Annotated in this window: 14 protein-coding genes and 1 pseudogene; 12 read left to right on the top strand and 3 right to left on the bottom strand. The window is 44.8% G+C overall.

Translation table 11 applies throughout. The annotated features are described in order from the left end of the window. On the top strand, positions 1-967 hold a 967-nt coding region (locus HQK80_09780; GenBank protein MBF0222498.1), incomplete at its 5' end, for an ATP-binding protein. After that, the gene (locus tag HQK80_09775; GenBank protein ID MBF0222497.1) at positions 967-3483 is read left to right on the top strand and encodes a S8 family peptidase; all 2517 of its coding nucleotides are present in this window, start codon (positions 967-969) and stop codon (positions 3481-3483) included. The genes HQK80_09780 and HQK80_09775, both read left to right, overlap by 1 nt. Before the next feature lie 282 nt (positions 3484-3765). On the opposite strand, the gene HQK80_09770 is transcribed toward HQK80_09775, so the two are convergent. Then, positions 3766-4032: a DUF3144 domain-containing protein gene (locus tag HQK80_09770; GenBank protein MBF0222496.1), complete on the bottom strand. Its 267-nt coding sequence runs from the start codon at positions 4030-4032 to the stop codon at positions 3766-3768. Positions 4033-4243: 211 nt separating this feature from the next. Here HQK80_09770 and HQK80_09765 point away from each other — a divergent pair, with 211 nt between their 5' ends. Continuing rightward, positions 4244-6472, top strand: coding sequence for an NADP-dependent isocitrate dehydrogenase (locus HQK80_09765; GenBank protein MBF0222495.1), 2229 nt, complete (start codon positions 4244-4246; stop codon positions 6470-6472). 112 nt (positions 6473-6584) lie between these two features. On the opposite strand, the gene HQK80_09760 is transcribed toward HQK80_09765, so the two are convergent. Next, a complete protein-coding gene (locus tag HQK80_09760) occupies positions 6585-7631 on the bottom strand; it encodes a hypothetical protein (GenBank protein ID MBF0222494.1) in 1047 nt (348 codons plus the stop codon). Positions 7632-8069: 438 nt separating this feature from the next. Here HQK80_09760 and HQK80_09755 point away from each other — a divergent pair, with 438 nt between their 5' ends. The 8 genes from HQK80_09755 to HQK80_09720 all read left to right on the top strand — a co-directional run bounded on the left by HQK80_09755 (position 8070) and on the right by HQK80_09720 (position 18136). Then, positions 8070-8270: a cold-shock protein gene (locus tag HQK80_09755; GenBank protein ID MBF0222493.1), complete on the top strand. Its 201-nt coding sequence runs from the start codon at positions 8070-8072 to the stop codon at positions 8268-8270. Positions 8271-8436: 166 nt separating this feature from the next. Then, complete coding sequence (locus HQK80_09750; protein ID MBF0222492.1) at positions 8437-10185, top strand: DEAD/DEAH box helicase; 1749 nt, start codon at positions 8437-8439, stop codon at positions 10183-10185. Between the two features lie 96 nt (positions 10186-10281). Beyond that, entirely contained in the window at positions 10282-10560 is a 279-nt protein-coding gene (locus HQK80_09745) for an RNA-binding protein (GenBank protein MBF0222491.1), read from the top strand. 463 nt (positions 10561-11023) lie between these two features. Beyond that, complete coding sequence (locus tag HQK80_09740) at positions 11024-12280, top strand: diguanylate cyclase (protein MBF0222490.1); 1257 nt, start codon at positions 11024-11026, stop codon at positions 12278-12280. 43 nt (positions 12281-12323) lie between these two features. Next, positions 12324-15626 carry an Hpt domain-containing protein gene (locus HQK80_09735; protein MBF0222489.1) on the top strand — a complete coding sequence of 1101 codons (3303 nt, stop codon included), beginning with the start codon at positions 12324-12326 and terminating at the stop codon, positions 15624-15626. Between the two features lie 75 nt (positions 15627-15701). Beyond that, the gene (locus tag HQK80_09730) at positions 15702-16169 is read left to right on the top strand and encodes a purine-binding chemotaxis protein CheW (GenBank protein MBF0222488.1); all 468 of its coding nucleotides are present in this window, start codon (positions 15702-15704) and stop codon (positions 16167-16169) included. A 4-nt stretch (positions 16170-16173) separates the two neighbouring features. Then, positions 16174-17265, top strand: coding sequence for a chemotaxis response regulator protein-glutamate methylesterase (locus HQK80_09725; protein ID MBF0222487.1), 1092 nt, complete (start codon positions 16174-16176; stop codon positions 17263-17265). Between the two features lie 4 nt (positions 17266-17269). Next, complete coding sequence (locus tag HQK80_09720) at positions 17270-18136, top strand: protein-glutamate O-methyltransferase CheR (protein MBF0222486.1); 867 nt, start codon at positions 17270-17272, stop codon at positions 18134-18136. Positions 18137-18286: 150 nt separating this feature from the next. Here HQK80_09720 and HQK80_09715 read toward each other — a convergent pair. Continuing rightward, positions 18287-18715 (bottom strand): annotated as a pseudogene (locus tag HQK80_09715) (iron-containing alcohol dehydrogenase). Between the two features lie 69 nt (positions 18716-18784). Here HQK80_09715 and HQK80_09710 point away from each other — a divergent pair. Beyond that, positions 18785-19753, top strand: a 969-nt coding sequence (locus HQK80_09710; GenBank protein ID MBF0222485.1) for an ISL3 family transposase, incomplete at its 3' end; no start/stop codon positions are given.

The raw sequence follows: 19753 nt of genomic DNA, 5'->3' as shown, positions 1-19753 counted from the left end.
AAAAGCACTTTTAAAATCTCATAGCGAAGGCGATGACCAGCGTTTTTATTCCGTTGCCATGCAGGTTGCTGCTCACGAAGCAAAACAAGGTCACGGCAAGCTAGCGGAAGAGCTGCGGGTTCTTATCGATAAGGCTAAGAGTCGTCGAGCAACCGGTCAACCGATCCCCATAGGCCGCCCCCGTGGGGATCTAGCTGACCTGCTAACGGTTTCTTATCCCAAATGTCGGCTTAGCGATATGATTCTGGAGGAATCTCTAGCCCTTCAGGTCAAGAAAGTTATGCGTGAACAGCGTCACGCTTCTGAGATCCTTTCTCATGGTTTATCTCCGAGAAGAAAACTTCTCTTAGTCGGCCCTCCTGGTACAGGAAAAACAATGTCTGCTGCTATGCTGGCCGGTGAACTTGGTTTCCCTCTGTGTCAAGTTCGCCTAGATGGTCTTATTACCAAATACATGGGAGAGACTGCGGCTAAACTCCGACAAATATTTGATGCCACTGATCACACCCGTGGTGTTTATTTCTTTGATGAATTCGATGCCATTGGTTCTCAACGAGGTATAGCCAATGATGTTGGAGAGATTCGGAGAGTGCTAAATAGCTTTTTACTTATGATTGAACAGGACAATTCCCATAGTCTCATTATTGCAGCAACGAACCATCCGAACATACTCGACCATGCTTTGTTCCGCCGCTTCGATGATGTCTTGCATTACACCCTGCCTAAAAAAGAGCAAGCGTGCGCTCTTCTTAAATCTCGATTAGCTCATGCTATAGACAAAAGAGTATCCTGGACGCATCTTGCTGATCTTGCAGCTGGATTGAGTTACGCTGAAGTTAGCCGTGCCAGTGAAGAAGCGTTAAAACATATACTTATTAATAAGCAAAAGCATATCACTGAAACAGAGATTGGAAACATGCTGGTTGAGCGCCAAAACATTAAAGAAAGATTACAACAACACAAATAATGGCTAAAAAAGAGCAAAACAAAAAAAGCCATTTTCTTCTAGGTAATTTAGCTAAATCTGAACCTTTCAGACCTCCGAAAAGAAAGATAGATCAGGTACAGATACCATCTCGTGGTCGCCAGAGTCATGGAAGCAGGTTGTTTGGTCAAATCGAGCAGATAAAGACTGTCATGGCTGCTGCATGTGAGGCTCAAAAGGCAGCAGGTCTTGAAGACGGTCTTGGTCTGCGACTTGAATTTGAATCTTTTACTGATATCGAATTAGCCTTTGAAAGTCTTGCTCGTGAAGGTTCAAGAATTGAACTGCTTAATGTGAGGCATCAAGAAGATACTACATATGCCACAGTCTTTGTACCGGATGGTAAACTCCTTCATTTTGAACGGTTAATTGGAGATTATCTGGCGGAGAAACGGGACAAGAACGGCGGTTTACGTGACAACAGCAAACTCCTCAACACCATAAAGGAGATACGAGCGGCAAGCCTTCACGCTCTCTGGACTGACGATTTACAAGTCTTCCCGGAACAAGATGATGAACTGTTCTGGTGGGAGGTCTGGCTACCTGTAAGAAAAGACCGGCTTGGTACCGTGGATACATTTCGATGGCTTGCAGAAGCTCAAGAAATTCAAGTTTCAAAGTCGATGTTGGAGTTTCCAGAGAGAACCGTTGTGCTTGTGTATGCTTCTAAAGCGAAGATGCAGCAATCAATGATGACACTCAACTCCATTGCCGAACTCAGACGAGCTAAAGAGACTGCTGATCTTTTTGACTCATTACCTACCGAGCAACAACCTGAGTGGGTAGAGGAACTGCTGGAACGAAGTCAATTTCCCGGAACAGGTGAAAACGTTCCTCATGTTTGCCTGCTCGACACCGGCGTGAACAATGGTCATCCGCTGGTCAGACCGGCACTTTCTGATGCTGATCTGCATACAGTGGAACCGGCATGGAGTATAGGTGACAATGATGGTCATGGTACTTCCATGGCTGGTCTTGCGCTCTTTGGAGATTTAACAGAGCATCTTTCATCATCTGCTCCGGTTACAGTTGCCCACAGGCTTGAATCTGTAAAAATTTTACCGGAAGACGGTGCAAATCATGGTGATGCCCAGCATCACGGTTACTTAATGAGTGAAGCTGTTGACCGGACGATTATTACAGCTCCATACCGTTTGAGGGTATATGGCCTGGCGATCACAGCTCGAGACAATCGAGATCGTGGTAGGCCTTCTGCTTGGTCAGCTACAGTCGATCGGTTAGCTGTTGATGCGGAAGGTCAAAATGCAACTCCACGATTGATATTACTCTCTGGTGGTAATATCAATGACTCGAAGGCCTGGGCGGCATATCCTGACTCTAATTCGACAGATAGTATTCATGATCCAGGTCAGGCCTGGAATGGCTTGACTGTTGGTGCATACACCAACCTCACAAACATCACAGAGACGGATGCTGAGCAATACGAGCCAATAGCTCCGACTGGCGGCTTAAGTCCTTTCAGCACCACTTCACATACTTGGCAAAAACATTGGCCGTTGAAGCCAGATGTGGTTTTTGAAGGGGGAAATGTTGCTAACGATGGATTAGGTGCTGTCTGGATGCCGAGCCTAAGTCTGTTGACCAGTAATCATAAACCCCATGAACGTTTGCTGACCACGATGAATGCTACTAGTGCGGCAACGGCTCTCTGTTGTCGAATGGCTGCGCAGTTAATGGCTCAATACCCTGATCTCTGGCCGGAGTCGATTCGAGCGCTAATTGTCCATTCTGCCGAGTGGACTGACAATATGCGCCAGAAATATTTACCCTTTTACAAGGAGCCGATAAAAACCGATTACTTACATCTTGTACGACATTGCGGCTTTGGTGTTCCTGATATTGAACGAGCTATGTGGAGTGTTTCGAACTCTCTAACTATGGTGATTGAGACAGATTTATATCCGTTCAAAAAGACAGGGAGTAGTCAGCCAACATTGCGAGATATGAACTTGCACCATCTTCCGTGGCCTCTGGCTGAATTGGAAGGTCTTGGGAATACCGAGGTTGAAATGAGGGTCACATTGTCTTACTTCATTGAACCGAATCCTTCGAATCGTGGCTTTCGATCACGGTATCGCTATGAGTCACATGGTTTGCGCTTTGATGTGAAAAGAGCCCATGAGTCTGAAAATGATTTCATGACTAGAATTAATTCTCTCGCCATCAGTGCTGAAGAGGGGAGCAGTAGCTCCGGTGATGATTCTAACTGGATAATTGGCACGAAAAACCGTCATAAAGGATCGTTGCATTCAGATCTTTGGAAGGGGTCTGCGGCAGACCTGGCCAGTCGTGGGGTGTTGGCGGTGTTCCCTACTCTAGGCTGGTGGAAGACACGGGCTGCGCTGGCACGGTATAACCAAAAAGCTCGCTATTCCTTGATCGTTTCAATACATGCCCCAGAGATTGATGTTGATATTGATTTATATGCTGCGATTGAAAATAAAATTAAAACCCCTGTGGCTGTTGGAGTTGCATAATGAAATTTCGTATTGCTGATACTTTTACAAGGACCTTCGGGGGCTTGCAATGTTACATTTTCAACAGTGCCACGACTCGATAAAAGTCCACATATCTCCTGACAACCCTTGCCGCCACTCAGTGCATCTATCACCACAGCCTGAAATTCTTCGTCCTCAGTCAGCATCTAACAAAGTAGCTTTGGTTGGTAACATTTAAGAATTTTGCAATGTTCAAGGTGTTTGGAAACAACCGTGCACAACCTGTAATGTGTACTGCTGGTTAAAACCCGCAGAGTGCGGTTAGTTGTGTGACTGAAGCTTAATGTAATTATCGATGTTAATTTCCAGCATGTTGGTAAAGTCGTTTGCGAACAGCTGTACTTCTTTGTTTTTATCTTCGGCAAGTGTCTTCGTTCTCATTGAGGCTTCAAAGGCACTGTAGCGCGCTGCAGCAAAGCGCAGAGCGACGCCGACGCCTCCTGATGAATCTGTTTTTGATATCTCGTTGGCAAGGTTGATAAACTTATCTGCAATGTCGTACATCGCTTTTTCTTTGTCCCGATCCATGAAAGAGCCTCCTTGGAAAGTTTTTAAGTCGAATAAGGGTGACATCGAGGTGCACCCACGTCTGTTAATGATTTCTTCACATTTTGCTCAGTTTAATGTATCTTCATCAGTCTTGCTCTCCCTAGAGGTAATTATACGATGAAGGGTCAATGAGAGCAAAAGTTACTTTTTATAGTTATTTTTTTTTATACCATATATTTCAAGGAAACCCATGACAACACAACAGATTATTTACACTAAAATTGATGAAGCGCCGGCATTGGCAACCTATTCATTGCTTCCTGTTCTGGCGGCCTATACCAAGGGAAGTGGGATTTCCATTGAGAGTAAAGATATCTCCCTTGCTGGTCGAATTATCGCAAATTTTCCAGAAAAATTGACCAAAGCTCAGCAAGTTCCTGACTGTTTGAGGGAGCTGGGCACGCTTGTTAAGATGCCAGGTTCGAATGTTATTAAACAGCCAAATATCAGTGCTTCGATTCCGCAGTTACAAGAGGCGATCGCCGAACTGCAGCAAAAAGGTTATGACATTCCTGATTTTCCCGAAGATCCTAAAACGGATGCGGAGAAAGAACTCCGTCAACGCTTTGCCAAGGTTCTTGGCAGTGCGGTAAACCCGGTACTGAGAGAAGGGAACTCAGATAGAAGGGCTGCGGCCTCAGTGAAGAAATTTGGTCAGAAAAACCCGCACAGGTTTATGAAAGCCTGGCCCGCTGTATCCAAGTCAAGGGTCGCGCACATGGACGGCGGTGATTTCTATGGCAGTGAAAAATCGATAACCGTTGCAAAGGCTTGTGATGTTCGTATTGAGTGTGTCGCCCAGGATGGTGCTGTAACGGTTCTTAAAGAAAGCACTCCGTTGCTGGCCGGTGAGGTTATTGATGCGGCCGTGATGAGTGTAGCTGCCTTGCGGAAGTTTTACGGTGAGCAGATTGTGGCGGCCAAAGAAGATGGTGTTTTGTTATCTCTGCACCTCAAGGCAACCATGATGAAGGTTTCCGATCCCATAATGTTCGGGCATTGCGTCTCGGTATTTTATAAGGATGTTTTTACTAAGCATTCGGCAATCATTAAAAAAATGGGCGTCAATGTAAACAACGGTCTTGGTGACTTGTATGCAAGAATTCAAGCTCTTCCTGAAGCGCAAAGGGCAGAAATTGAAGCGGATATTCTGGCAGTGTATAACAGCAATTGTCAACTGGCTATGGTTGACTCAAGCAAAGGGATCACCAACTTACATGTGCCCAATAATGTAATTGTTGATGCCTCGATGCCCGTTGTTATACGCGATGGCGGAAGAATGTGGGGGGCTGATGATCAGCTTCATGACTGTATTGCGATGGTGCCGGATCGATGCTACGCAACAATCTATCAAGAGGTGTTTGAAGACTGTAAAAAACATGGAGCCTTTGACCCAGCGACGATGGGCAGTGTGGCTAATGTTGGTTTGATGGCCCAAAAAGCTGAAGAGTACGGCTCACACGATAAGACATTTGAAGCACCGGCCAACGGAGTGATTCGTCTTGTAGATAAAAGCTCTGGAGAAACAGTTCTGGAGCAGCAGGTCGAACAAGGTGATATCTTCAGAGCATGTCAAACCAAAGACGCGCCGATTCAAGATTGGGTCAAGCTTGCTGTTAACCGGGCAAAAGCATCAGGCGTTCCGGCCATTTTCTGGTTGGATGAAAACAGAGGTCATGATGCTGCCATTATGGCAAAAGTTAATCAATACCTGCCAAGCCATGATACCGCCGGGTTGGATATACGTATAATGCAGCCGGATGAGGCGATGCGTTTCTCTTTAGAACGAATCCGCAAAGGCCAAGACACAATTGCCGTTACCGGAAACGTCTTGCGTGATTACCTGACCGATCTCTTTCCTATCCTTGAGCTGGGTACCAGCGCTAAAATGCTGTCAATTGTGCCGCTCATGAATGGTGGTGGATTGTTTGAAACTGGGGCTGGAGGCTCTGCCCCTAAGCATGTGCAGCAATTTTTAAAAGAAGGGCATCTACGCTGGGACTCGTTGGGTGAATTTTGTGCCCTTGTGCCCTCTTTTGAGCATATATTTACGACCTTCAACAACCAAAAGGCAAGGCTGTTTGCCGAAACCCTTGAGCAGGCAATCAGTAAACATCTTGAAAATGAGAGATCGCCATCGAGAAAAGTTAATGAGCTTGATACCAGGGGCAGTCATTTTTATCTGGCACTGTATTGGGCGCAAGCGTTAGCTGCCCAGAGCAGTGATGTTGAGCTGCAAACCCGTTTTGCCAAAGTTGCGCAACAACTTGATGACAATGAGGCTAAAATTGTCGATGAGTTGAATGTTGCTCAGGGCGCTCCTGTTGATCTGGGTGGCTACTATTTTCCGGATGAGAAAAAAGCAGAACAAGCTATGCGGCCAAGTGCAACTTTTAATGCGATTATCGATGCAATGTAGCCTTTTATTGATTCCAATGGGTACGAAAAACAGAAAAGGGGTGACAGGATTTTTCCTGTTACCCCTTTTCTGTTATCAATGAAGTATCTGACTTTGTGGGATGAAAGACTTATTAATGATGTGCTCCCTTGTTGTGGTTATCAGCAGCCCAATTAATATCTCTGCCAATATGACAACCCAGGCAGACATAATCGAGAGTCACAAATGGCTTGGCAAAGGTTGATTCTTTCCCGTCTTTTACAACGGTCTCAAACATTGAGGCTTTAGGATCTGTATTGATCTTAAAGATATGTGTTCGAACATCGCCGGTGAACTTGTTAATTTTTATTGCTGATTTTGTTGCTTTTGGCATATGACAATCCAGGCATTTCACATCACCTTTGGCATGAATGGTTTTTGCGTAGGAGGCGGCCTGTTCTGCATGGCAGTTTTCACAGGTGTTTTTGGTTAAGACTGCGCGTTGGTGAGGGTCATGGCAATCCATACAGCTTAAGTCTCTATGAGGACCTGCCAGTATTTCGTTGCCTTGCTCATGATGCTTAATAAAACCGCCACTTGCAGGAGGTCGTGGGTTGATTCCGCCACGTTGATGACATTTTGCACAAGCTTGAGTGGAGGAAGTTATCGTTATAGTAGTTTTTGATGGTTTTTGAATATGGTCAGAACCAGGGCCATGACACTCTTCGCAGCCGATACCATCTTCCATCCAGGTTCCAATCATGCCTGGTCGGCCATCTTGGTTGCCGTCTGGGGAGTATGCGGTCATATGGCAGGGGCCGCATTTATAAGGTTTTTTCTCCCCTTTGTGATAAAAAGACCAAGAGCCGTCTGCCAAGTTATACTGTGTTTTTGCTTCCGACCCATCTTTTGCTGCAGTAATTATAAACCCCTCAAGGTCGATGAAACGGGCTTTTTTGTTTGCCCCACCAATGACGTAAGAGATATCATCCCAGCTGTAACCTTGGGGGAGAGGTAATCCCGAGGATCTCGCTTTTTCCATTTTTCTCAACTTCCAGGGATGCCCCGAGGCCTGCCAATCGTTGAACTGATCTTTGTGACATGAAAAGCACTGTTCGGAGCCGACATAACTAGCGGCTGATGCGAAATCTGCGGCCGCAAATAATGCGATAATCATACAGGCAGTCATAAAATGTTTCATTGTAAATCTCCCAGTTAGTGTTAGGCAAAATCGGTTCGTTAAAATGGAAATCTTATATTATGATATGAACTATAAGAGGATAAAGCCAAATATTTAATTTTTTTTTAAAAAATGCGCTTATCTTGACGTATGTGTTGAGGCTATGAGTTTTCAGTTTAGAGGTTACGGTGCTGGAGCCAGAATAAGGGGCTGGCCTGTAAGGTTTGTGCCTGGTAGTCGGGCTGCGCGTGAAAGAGCTTGCTTTATTGTTAGTATGGGGTATAATGCCTAGTTCATTTTAAAGGATTGTCTTTTCTGTATGAGGGAGTGCTATATAACCTCGCATCTTCTTTCTTTTTGTTTGATTGTGCGTTTTTTGTTTTTAGCGGTTTCGGGACAATGCTTTCGGGTTTTATTAATTGGCTCTGATTATGAGTCGCTTTGAAAGGAGAAGTCCCAGTGAAGAAAGGTATTGTGAAGTGGTTTAACGCGTCAAAGGGTTTTGGCTTTATTGAGCAGGAAGATGGAGCGGATATTTTTGTTCATCACACTGCAATCCAAGCGGATGGTTACAAAACACTTGATGAAGGTGCGTCTGTAAGTTTTGAAGTTGTTGAAGGCCAAAAAGGGCCTGCTGCTGCTAATGTGGTTCAGCTTTAATTTACTTCTACGATAATATCAAAAATGCCCTGCGCTATGCAGGGCATTTTTTTTTGGTCACCAGCCTGCACCTGCCTCTTAACTGTCAATCGGCGTATTGACGGATCATGAAAGGATACTGCGGTGCAATCCCCCAACTCACCTCTAGCTAAAAAGAATGAATACGATGAATACATTTAAAGATCTTGGCATTAATGATGATATCCTAAAGGCCTTATTGTCCTTAGGGTTTGAAGAACCTACTCCTGTTCAAGCCAAAGTTATACCACTCGTGCTTGAACGTCGAATCGATCTGGTAAGTCTTGCCCAGACCGGAACAGGTAAAACGGCCGCCTTTGGTGTCCCCCTGATTCAACTGACAAATCCCAAAAGCACAAAAACGCAAGGGCTGGTGTTATGCCCTACCCGTGAGCTTTGCATGCAAGTTGCACGAGATCTGGAAGCCTTTTCCAAATATGTGAAGGGTCTAAAGGTGTTGGCAATTTACGGTGGGGCAAATATTGAGCCCCAAATCAGGGCGCTTCGCCAGGGTGTTCAGGTTATTGTGGCGACCCCTGGGCGTTTAAATGATCTGATTAACCGCAATGTAGTCGATATATCATCGGTAAGTTATGCGGTGTTCGATGAAGCCGATGAGATGTTGCAAATGGGCTTTCAGGATGAGTTGAACGCTATCCTGGCTAAAACGCCGGCAGAAAAAAATACATTGTTGTTTTCAGCTACGATGTCACGAGAAGTTAAAGCCATTGCCAGCAAGTATATGACTGACCCTGTTGAGATTACCATTGGTAAGCTTAATGCGGGTGCCGAAAACGTGAGCCACGAATATTACATGGTTCAGGCTAAAGATCGCTATCTTGCCTTGAAGCGAGTCGTGGATAATAGTCCGAATAATTATTCAATTGTATTTTGTCGCACCCGTAATGAGACGCATGAAGTCGCCAATAAGTTGATCCAGGACGGCTATAATGCTGATGCCCTGCATGGCGATCTGTCTCAGGCCCAGCGCGATCAAGTGATGAATAAATTTCGTTGTAAGAATTTGCAGATACTTGTTGCCACAGATGTTGCTGCCCGTGGTCTGGATGTGAACGATCTGACCCATGTAATTAACTATAACCTGCCGGATGAAATTGCGGGCTATACCCACAGAAGCGGTCGGACCGGACGTGCCGGGCGGACTGGAACTTCAGTCGTTATCATCCACATGAAAGAGCACTACAAGATAAAGCAGATTGAGCAAAAACTTAATAAGACGTTTAAACAGTGCCGTATTCCTTCGGGATTGGAGATATGTAAGAAGCAGTTGGTCACCTTAATTGATGTGGTTAAGAGCGTCGAGGTGAACCATGAAGAGATCAACCCATTATATGCCGAAATTGCCGAAAAACTTGCGTCACTTGATCGTGAAGAGCTTATCAAGAAATTTGTGTCTGTCGAGTTTAACCGATTCCTGGAATATTACAAAAATGCTCCGGATTTGAACGTAAGTGACAGGGAAAAACAACTCTACGGAAAAGGCAAGAGCGTTGGCCAGGGACGTCGAGAAAAGAGTGTGGATCGTTCTGCTGACAGTCAGCAGTTTACTCGTTTTTACCTAAATGTTGGTCGGCGTCAGGGGATTATGCCTCAGGGGCTTATTGGCAAGATTAATGGTATTCCTGGTGGCGGGCGCATTAAAGTAGGCAAGATTGACATCCAACGGAACTCAGCTCTGCTGGAAGCAGATAGCCGCTTTACCCCCCAAATACTGGAGGCCTTTCAGCACGTGAAAATTGATGGCAAAGCTATTTCGATTGAGGTGTCCCACGGCAGTCAAAGTTCAGAGCCAAGTTTAAACCGCCCCAGTCGTCCGAAGCATGGCGGAATGCGCCAGCGTAATAAAGCAAAAGTACGTAAATTTAACGCAGTATAGGGTTATAGAGAAGAGGAGTTACCATTATCGCATAACGTTGTGTGTACGTGACACTACTGGCGATCTCAAGCAGTAAAACATCTGAGGAGAGAAAAAATGAACATATACATTGGACAACTACCAAGCGCTGTAGATGAAAAAGAGATAAAGGAACTCTTCACAGAGTTTGGAGAAATTGTCAGTGTTAATTTGATAATGGATCATTATTCTGGAAGATCAAAAGGGTTTGGTTTTGTAGATATGCCTAATAATTCGGAAGCAGATCAGGCCATTAAAGGTTTGAACCGCACTATGTTCAAGGGCCAGGAGATCAAGGTCAACCAGGTCCAGGAATCGCGCAAAGATAAACGTGCTAAAAAGAAATTTCGAAGATAATCCGAAATTGTTACAGGCTTTACTTGAAGGTTAAGACCTTCCAGCCACAGAGAGCAAAGAAACGTATTGGTCGTTCATTCAGCCAGCTCATTCTTTGCTCTTTGTGGTTTTTCATTTTACGGCATTACTGTTGAACGCAAAACGCAATTCGAGCACCACTTCAAACTGACAATGTTGGCCCTCATAGTCTCTGCTGCTCCGGTTCAACTCCCTTCAAAAATTCCGTAAGCACCTTCTTTGTCTCACCTGAAAGTTTCTTCTTCCCCCAAAAACCTGGCTTGCTGTTTCCTGAATTTATCGGCAAGGCCAGAAGTCAAAATTAAAAAAAAAAATCTTCTTGGAGTTCGTCGGTTAATAAATGTAACATATAGTTTATGTAGTTTGTATTACTCGTTGTCGGAGGTGAGGACAAAAACGATGTTGTTAATAGTGCGGTGTTATAAAAATTTTATCTGGTCTTAAAATGAAAAAAGTTCTGGTGGTGGAAGATAGCCGACTATTTGGCTCTATGCTGAAAAAACAGATAGAGATGGCCACAGATTTCAGTGTTGACTGGTTGCCAACCTACCACGCTGCCGAAGAAAAAATTCAGAGCGGTGAGGTAGAGTATTTTGCTGCCCTGCTTGATCTGAATCTGCCAGATGCCCCCGATGGCGAAGTTGTGGACCTGGTGCTGACGCTCGAGATCCCGGTCATAGTTTTTACTGGTGATATGAGTGATGGGGCCCGGGAATATATCTGGTCTAAGAAAGTTGCTGAATATGTTTTGAAAGAGAGTCGCGAAAGTATCGACTATATAATATATCTGCTGGATCGGCTTGAGCGCAACGTTTCTGTTAAAATTTTAATCGTCGATGATTCCCGTTTTTATCGAAAGATAATAAGAGATCTGCTGCAAACACATCTATACCAGACAATTGAGGCTACAAACGGTCAGGAAGCACTCGAGATCCTGGGTCAGAACAAGGAGATTACTCTGGTAATCACTGATTATAATATGCCGGGGATGAATGGTTTTGAACTCGTTAAAAATATTCGGACCACCCATAATCGGGACAAACTGTCGATTATTGGTTTGTCAACCGAAGGTAATTCGAATATGTCTGCCCAGTTTATAAAATCAGGTGCCAATGATTTTCTCAACAAGCCGTTTGGGAACGAGGAGTTTTACTGCCGGATAACTCAGGCAGTTGTAATGATGGAAAATATTCAGCGAGTTATGGATCTTTCCAATAAAGACCCACTTACTGATCTTTATAACCGCCGGTTCTTTTATCAGGCGGCGTATAAGATGTTTTCAAGCGCTCAAAGAAAGCAACGATCTGTCAGTATCGGTATGCTGGACATTGATTTTTTTAAAAAAGTAAACGACACCTATGGGCACGATATTGGTGATAAGGTCATACAGCATTTGGCCAGTGCCTTGCGAAAGCATTTTGCTGAGACCGACGTTGTCGCCCGTTTTGGTGGAGAGGAATTCTGTGTTTTTACTCTTGATAAGGACAGAGATCAGGTTGTTGCCACCTACGAAGAGTTTAGAAAAAAGATTGAGGCAACACAGCTTATTTTTGGTGATAAAACGTTACAATATACTGTCAGTGTCGGGGTAAGTTGTCATCTGGGAGATAGTGTCGAAGATATGATTAAGCAGTCCGATAATTTGCTTTATGTCGCTAAGGAAAGTGGTCGGAACAGAGTTGTTGTTGATCCGCAACAATAAAAATAAAGGGACGGGATAGTTGTTAACTGGGAGCAAAAACGAGTTGATTGATAATGATGCTATACAGATTTTTGTGGAGGAATCTGCTGAGCATCTTGAATGTGTTGAGAATGATCTGCTCAGTATAGAGAAGGGTGGTACGCAAGTTGATGGTGAGCTGATCAATAATATTTTTCGTGCTGTCCATACTGTTAAAGGTGGCGCCGGGTTTCTTGGTTTTTCGACCATAAATACGCTTGCCCATAAGATGGAAAATGTTATGGGCTTGATTCGAAGCAGTCACCAGAAACCGGCATCAACCTCCATAAGCGCCCTGCTCAGGGCCGCAGACACCCTCAAGGAGATGATTCACAATCTGGATGCCAGTAATATGACGGATATTTCCGCTCATATACAGGCCTTAGATTCAGTAATTGCAGGCGTTGACGCTGTTTTGCCTGACACCTTAGCCGCTCCCTCCGTAAAAGCAAAAAAATCTACGCCTCTGCCGGAAAACCCCATCGCCGGGGCTGATACTGCCCTGCCTGAAGCCCCCAAACCTGAAATTATTCGTGATAAAGAGTCTGTTCAAATCTTTTTAGAGGAGTCTAATGATCATCTTGAAGATATCGAGGCCGATCTTCTTGCTATGGAAAAATGTGCTGGAGAGATTGATGAGGAGCTGGTTAACAAGGTGTTCCGAGCAGTGCATACAGTAAAAGGTGGTGCCGGTTTTTTAAGTTATACTGCAATAAAGAACCTGGCCCATACGATGGAAAACGTGGTGGGTTTGATACGGGAGCGCCAGCTTAAGGCGACACCAGAAATTATTACCGTTTTACTTGGGGGTGCCGATTCACTGCGGGACATGGTTAAAAATCTCGACACAAGTTCTGAAACGGATATTTCGGTTCAACTCTGTGCCCTTGAGTCAATTGTGGCGGGGGCGCCTGCCCAGGGTCGTGCAGCACCTACAGGTAAAGAAAACAATCGTGTTCCTGAACAGCATCTACCGACGGTCGAGGAAAAAAGTGTTGTTCCCGAAAAATCTGAGACTCCGGCCAAACAGCAATCTCACAAGCAGAGAGAGGTTCAGCCCGAACAGGAGCCAGAGGCGCAGGCAGTTAAAGAGCAAAAGGCTGACGGAAGCTTACGGGTAAATGTTCGTCTTCTTGATCAGTTGATGAATTTGGCTGGTGAGATGGTCTTAAGTCGCAACCAGTTGGTGCAGGCCGTATCTTCAAAGAATATGGCAAGCATAGAACAGGTCAAGCAGAGGATAGACACTGTAACGTCTGAACTTCAAGAATCAGTAATGTTTACCCGGATGCAGCCTATTGCTACTGTTTTCAACCGGTTTCCGCGCTTAATCCGTGAACTGAGCATGGAGTTGGGCAAAGAGGTTGAGTTGAGCATTGAAGGAGAAGATGTTGAGCTTGATAAGACCATTCTTGAGGCCATTAGCGCCCCGTTGACCCACCTGATTCGTAATGCAATAGACCATGGCATTGAACTGCCCCCAGAGAGGCAGTTTGCCCACAAAGATAAAAAAGGCAAGGTGATACTGCGCGCCAACCATGAAGCGGGACTGGTCATTATTGAGGTGATTGATGACGGCTATGGAATGAGCCCAGAAATAATCGCGGCGGCCGTGGTAAAAAAAGGAGTTCTTTCTGAGGAGCAGGTGCGCCATCTTTCCGATAAAGAAAAATTACACCTTATCTTTATGCCTGGATTTTCTACAGCTGACACGGTGACAGAAATCTCCGGACGCGGTGTCGGTATGGATGTAGTAAAAACAAATCTTGTTAAGCTTGGTGGTCAAATAGAAATATATTCAAAACCTGGCAAGGGCACGTCCATTCGTATTAAACTGCCGCTGACTCTGGCGATTATTTCAGCCCAGATCGTCATTTGCAGAAATGAGCGCTACTCAATTCCACAGGTCAATCTGGAGGAACTTTTACGTATTCCAGCCCAGGATATTTTAGACAGAGTTGAGATTGTCGGCAAAGCCCCGGTATTGAAGCTGCGCGGCACTTTGTTGCCGCTTGTTAAACTTGTCGATGTGCTGGGTGGCAGACCCGTATACCTTGATGAGAAGACTGAAGAAACGCGTGATGATCGCCGCCAAAACCTTGCTGACCGCCGTGCCCTAAAAACCTTTTTTGCGGCAGAGCTCCAACGAGGGAGGCGGGAGACAAGGGCTGATGGGGAAAACGATTATCTGCCCTTCGATAAAGAAAAAAGAAAGAAGAAAGATCGTCGCTACAGCAAAAACAGTGCTCTTTATATTGCAATTGTGAACACCGGAAATCTTAAGTATGGACTTGTTGTTGATGCCTTGATGGATGCCGAAGAGATAGTTGTTAAGTCATTGGGGCGACATTTGAAATCCTGCAAAAAATATTCTGGCGCCACTATTATGGGTGATGGCCGTGTTTCGCTTATCCTGGATGTTGGTAATATTGCAAGGGAAGTAGGGCTTATTTCTTACGAAAAATCAGATAGAGCCAAGCAGCTAAATGCGGAGATGGAAGCGGCGAGCGCCACGCTTCAGGACAAGCACTCCTTTCTCTTATTCAGCAATGGTGGGGCCGATCACTTCTGTGTGCCTTTGAACCTGGTCGTGCGGGTGATTAAGATAAAGTCCTCTGAGATGGAGATTGCTGGCGGGAAAAGAGTGCTTCAGTACTGCGGTGCAAGTTTGCCCTTGTTTTCGATAGATGAAGTCGCGCCTGTTCCACCTCTGGAGTATGGAGAGAGCTTGATGGTCATTATTTTTCATGTGGCAGGACGCGAAGTAGGCTTGTTGGCGACCAAGCCGATTAATGCCAAGGAAGTGATGATCTCTGTTGATGATACCACCTATCAGGAACCGGGTATTATGGGTTCGGTGATTATTGATGGGCGGATTACTCTCCTGGTGAATATGCATGAGCTTGTTAAAATTCGCAACCCTCAATGGTTTACTCATAAAGAACGTTCAACGTCAGTTAAGGAAACTGCAACTATTTTGGTAGCCGACGACTCGACCTTTTTTCAAAAGCAGATTTCTAAAACCCTTCAAGAGGAAGGCTTTAATACAATTGTTGCTGAGGATGGTCAACGGGCCTGGGAGATATTAACTGAAAACGCAGATACAATTTCTTTACTGGTGACTGACATTGAAATGCCGCGTTTAAATGGTTTTGAACTCACCGAAAGGGTGCGAGATGATTCACGTTTTGAATCTCTGCCGATTATAGCAATCACGACCTTGGCGGGCGAAGAGGATGTCAAGAGAGGCGAAAAAGCGGGGGTGAACGAATATCTGGTTAAATTTGACAGGGATCAGCTTGTTGAAAAGGTAGTAGCGTTACTGTAAATTCGGTAGCAGCAGCCATTGATAATGGCTTTTTGTTGGTGTTAAAAGTTCGATGTTGTTTTAAGGATCTAAGACATGCCCAATCAAAATGGTTTATTTTTGTTAGACGATACCATTGTTAAACACCTTGTTTTTCAAATAGGTGAAGTGCGCTGCGGGATTGATATTCTGGGGATTGAGGGGATCAATTGGGTTCCCGCAATTACACCTGTCTTTGGTGCGCCAGACTACGTAAAGGGATTGCTCAATCTGAGGGGTCAGCTTGTTACCGTGTTTGATCTGGGGAAGCGCTTAGGGCTTGAAGAGTGTCAGCTAAGCAAAAAAAGTAGAATTATTATCATTAAACAGGATATGGAATATATCGGCCTGCTTGTCGATTCTGTTTCTGAAGTGATTTCCTCCCAGCTAAACTCTGTTGAGCCACCTCCTGCAAACACTATCGAGCCTCAGGCGACCTTTTTCTCCGGTATTTTGAATATGGAAAATAAGTTGACAACCATTCTTAATATTGAAGAGATAACGCGGGTCAGTGAGCTGGCATAATTGAATGGAACCTTTACGTATTTTAGTCGTTGACGATTCAGCGTTTTCTAGAAAAATCATTAAAGACGCCCTGTCTCCTCTTGCAGAAGTGGAGATTGTCGGGATGGTTTCTAACGGTGCTGATGCCCTGTTGCGGGTGGCAGCAGTACTGCCTGATATTGTAACCCTTGATGTTGAAATGCCGGGCATGAACGGCTTAGAGGTGCTGTCTGCACTCCAGGAGACCGGGTTTGCTGGGGCTGTGGTCATGTTGAGTTCCCACACTGAGCGTGGGGCCCCTTTCACAATTAAGGCACTGGAGCTCGGCGCCTTTGACTTTATGTTAAAACCCTCTTTTGCTTCGATAGAGGAGAATTTTACTGCTCTGCGAGAAACGTTTTTGCCCATTGCCCAGGCTGTTGCCCAGCGCAAGAAAATTAATCATTTGTTGCGGGGTGGAGGTCTATCTCTGGGTCATAGAAGGCCAGAGGTCGCTCAGGCATCACGCTCTGACAGTTTCATCGGTGGCTATAAGGGAAAAGCGCCGTCTCAAATAATTACCATTGGCGTCTCCACTGGAGGGCCAAAAGCGCTGGCCCAGATAATTCCGAAACTCACGGCTGCTCTGGCTGTGCCTGTAGTTATCATTCAGCATATGCCGCAGGGGTTTACTGAAGAGTTTGCAAAGAGTCTGAATGCCAAAAGCAGCATTACGGTTAAAGAAGCAGAAGATGGCGAACTCCTGCTGCCCGGTACTGTCTATGTAGCACCCGGCGGTAAGCAGTTGAAGGTCACTACGCGTGTTTTGGATAAAATATTCCAGATAACTGATGATCAGCCAGAAAACAACTGCAAGCCGTCAGTGGATTATTTTTTTCGATCAGTGGCACAAGTCTATGGCTCAAGGGCCACGGCCGTTGTTTTGACGGGCATGGGAAGAGATGGCGCCAAGGGCGCCCAGTTAATGAAGAGTCGCGGGGCTAAGGTTATTGTCCAGGATGAAGAAACTTCTGTCGTTTTTGGCATGCCCCAGGCTGTTATTGACCTTGGATCGGCAGATATAGTTTCACCTCTGCAGGAAATAGCAAACCTGATGTGTCAAAATTTGATTGATTAATACCATGACTTATACACTTCCTTCAATAACTGCTGAGGAAATAACGTTTTTCAGCAGTTATATATATGAGCTTGCAGGAATAACGCTAGGGCACAAGAAGGCATACCTACTGGAGAGCAGGTTTGCCTTGATGATGGAAGAGCTCGATTGCGCCTCCTTTACCGAACTTTATTTCTTGAGTAAAAGCGCCAGTTGCAAAGTTCTTGAAAAACGCCTGGTTGATGCGATTACAACTCATGAGACCTCTTTTTTTCGGGATAAATCTCCTTTTGAGTTGCTCAAGAAAAAAATACTGCCTGAACTGCTTGGTTCCCGTCGTCAGCAGGAAAGAATGGTTGATACAGAGCCGACGCCCTTGAGCGTCTGGAGTGCTGCCTGTTCTACCGGACAGGAACTGTACAGTATTGCAATTATCATAAAAGAGTTGTTGGGGGATTTGACTCCTTACAGGATTAAGTTGTTGGGGTCTGACATCTCCGACAATGCGATTGTAAAGGCGACGTCCGGGCTTTACAACGATTTTGAAATTAATCGTGGCTTGAATCCTGAGAGGATAGAGAGATTTTTTGCCAGAGAAAATGGTGGTTGGTTGATAAATAAAGAGATTAGAGGGCTAACCTGTTTTCGGAAAATGAACCTTCAGACGCCGTTTAACTATCTGGGCAAGTTTGATGTGATATTCTGCCGCAACGTGGCGGTCTATTTCTCGCCGGAAGATAGGTCTAGGTTCTTTAGGGCCATTGCAATGTGCATGCACCCGGAAAGCTACCTCATTGTAGGTTCGACGGAGTCGCTCAGTGGCGTAATAGATCTGTTTGTTGGTGGTCAGCATATGGGCGCAGCCTATTATAAACTGCGCCCTCAACAGTAATCAATCAAGCCATTGCATACCAATCCCTATAGATAAGAGTTTAACTTTTGGGATAGTCAGAAAAGATAAGAGCAAAATCGTGGTTTTGCTGAGCTGGAAACAAAAAAAACCTGCAATTAAGCAGGTTTTTTTAAGTTTATTTAGAGGAGATTATTTCGCTTTTTTAGCGTCTTTTTTCTCTTCTTTTACTTCAGCAACATTCATCACGTCTACGTAGTTTTTACCGTAGTAAGAAGCGATTAATATTTCTTTTAGCTCTGCGATTAATGGGTAACGTGGATTTGCACCTGTACATTGGTCATCAAACGCATCTTCAGCTAGTTTGTCTACTTTAGCCAAGAATTCGGCTTCGTTAACACCCGCTGCTTGAATTGATAGTGGAATATTCAATGCGGCTTTAAGTTCGTCTAACCAATTGAGTAGCGCGTTAAGTTTATCTTCAGTGTTACCTGCATTGAAACCTAAGTGTGCAGCTACTTCAGCATAACGAGCACGTGCTTTAGGGCGATCGTACTGTGAGAATGCTGTTTGTTTAGTAGGGTTGTTCGTTGCGTTGTAACGAATCGTGTTTGAAATTAAGGCTCCTCGCTACATTGAGTGGGTAAGCCTTGTTAAGTTCAATTAGTATATGGTAAATATCTCGGCATCATGAGAGATATAGACTTATTACAAATGGCCCTTGGCTTAACACCCCCTTGGCAGGTGTTATCTTCTGATTTCAATCTGCAACAAAGACACTTAGACATAAAGATTGACTTCCCTCGCGGAAGCATTTTTTCCTGTCCAGAGTGTGGACAGAATAATGTAAAAGCATATGACACGGAAGAAAAGTCTTGGCGACACCTGAATTTTTTTCAGCATGAAGCATACCTGACCGCCAGAGTACCTCGAGTTCAGTGTGACAAATGCGGAATTCGGTTGGTCAATGTACCTTGGGCCTGTACCGGAAGTGGTTTCACCTTGCTGTTTGAAGCTATGATCATGACGTTGGCCAAAGTCATGCCGGTAAAAAACATAGCCTCCTTTGTTAATGAACACGACACACGACTGTGGCGTGTTCTGCATCATTATGTTGATGACGCCAGGGATAATGCCGATTATTCGGATGTTACTGAAGTAGGTGTTGATGAAACTTCAAGTAAACGTGGCCACAACTATGTAAGTCTGTTTGTTGATCTTGCAGGGCCAAAAGTCATTTTTGTTACAGAAGGCAAAGATGCTTCAACTGTTGAACGTTTCAAGCATGATTTGACCGATCACAAAGGTACTCCTGAGAACATTCAAGAAGTCTGTTGCGACATGTCTCCGGCATTTATCAGCGGTGTTGAAAAACAGTTCCCAAATGCCAGGTTAACTTTTGACAAATTCCACATAATGAAAATAATCAATGCGGCCGTAGACGAGGTGCGACGCCAAGAGCAAAAAGATCGGCCCGAACTGGCGCGAACCCGTTACATATGGCTGAAAAATCCAGCGAACCTCAAGCTGTCTCAGGTTGGAACCCTTGCAGATCTTACAGTAAAAAAACTCAATTTAAAAACTAGTCGTGCCTATCATATTCGCCTTAATTTTCAAGAGTTGTTCAGTCAACCCCCGCATATGGCAGAGGCATATCTG

The sequence above is a fragment of the Desulfobulbaceae bacterium genome (assembly GCA_015231515.1).
Taxonomy (GTDB): domain Bacteria; phylum Desulfobacterota; class Desulfobulbia; order Desulfobulbales; family VMSU01; genus JADGBM01.
The sequence above is the reverse complement of the archived record's forward strand: the minus strand, read 5'-3'. Positions and strand labels throughout refer to the sequence as shown.

Coding starts and splice junctions, on each gene's coding strand:
- HQK80_09725 (MBF0222487.1), top strand. CDS start 16,174: ATGGAACCTTTACGTATTTTAGTCGTTGACGATTCAGCGTTTTCTAGA.
- HQK80_09740 (MBF0222490.1), top strand. CDS start 11,024: ATGAAAAAAGTTCTGGTGGTGGAAGATAGCCGACTATTTGGCTCTATG.
- HQK80_09745 (MBF0222491.1), top strand. CDS start 10,282: ATGAACATATACATTGGACAACTACCAAGCGCTGTAGATGAAAAAGAG.
- HQK80_09765 (MBF0222495.1), top strand. CDS start 4,244: ATGACAACACAACAGATTATTTACACTAAAATTGATGAAGCGCCGGCA.
- HQK80_09730 (MBF0222488.1), top strand. CDS start 15,702: ATGCCCAATCAAAATGGTTTATTTTTGTTAGACGATACCATTGTTAAA.
- HQK80_09750 (MBF0222492.1), top strand. CDS start 8,437: ATGAATACATTTAAAGATCTTGGCATTAATGATGATATCCTAAAGGCC.
- HQK80_09760 (MBF0222494.1), bottom strand. CDS start 7,631: ATGAAACATTTTATGACTGCCTGTATGATTATCGCATTATTTGCGGCC.
- HQK80_09720 (MBF0222486.1), top strand. CDS start 17,270: ATGACTTATACACTTCCTTCAATAACTGCTGAGGAAATAACGTTTTTC.
- HQK80_09775 (MBF0222497.1), top strand. CDS start 967: ATGGCTAAAAAAGAGCAAAACAAAAAAAGCCATTTTCTTCTAGGTAAT.
- HQK80_09770 (MBF0222496.1), bottom strand. CDS start 4,032: ATGGATCGGGACAAAGAAAAAGCGATGTACGACATTGCAGATAAGTTT.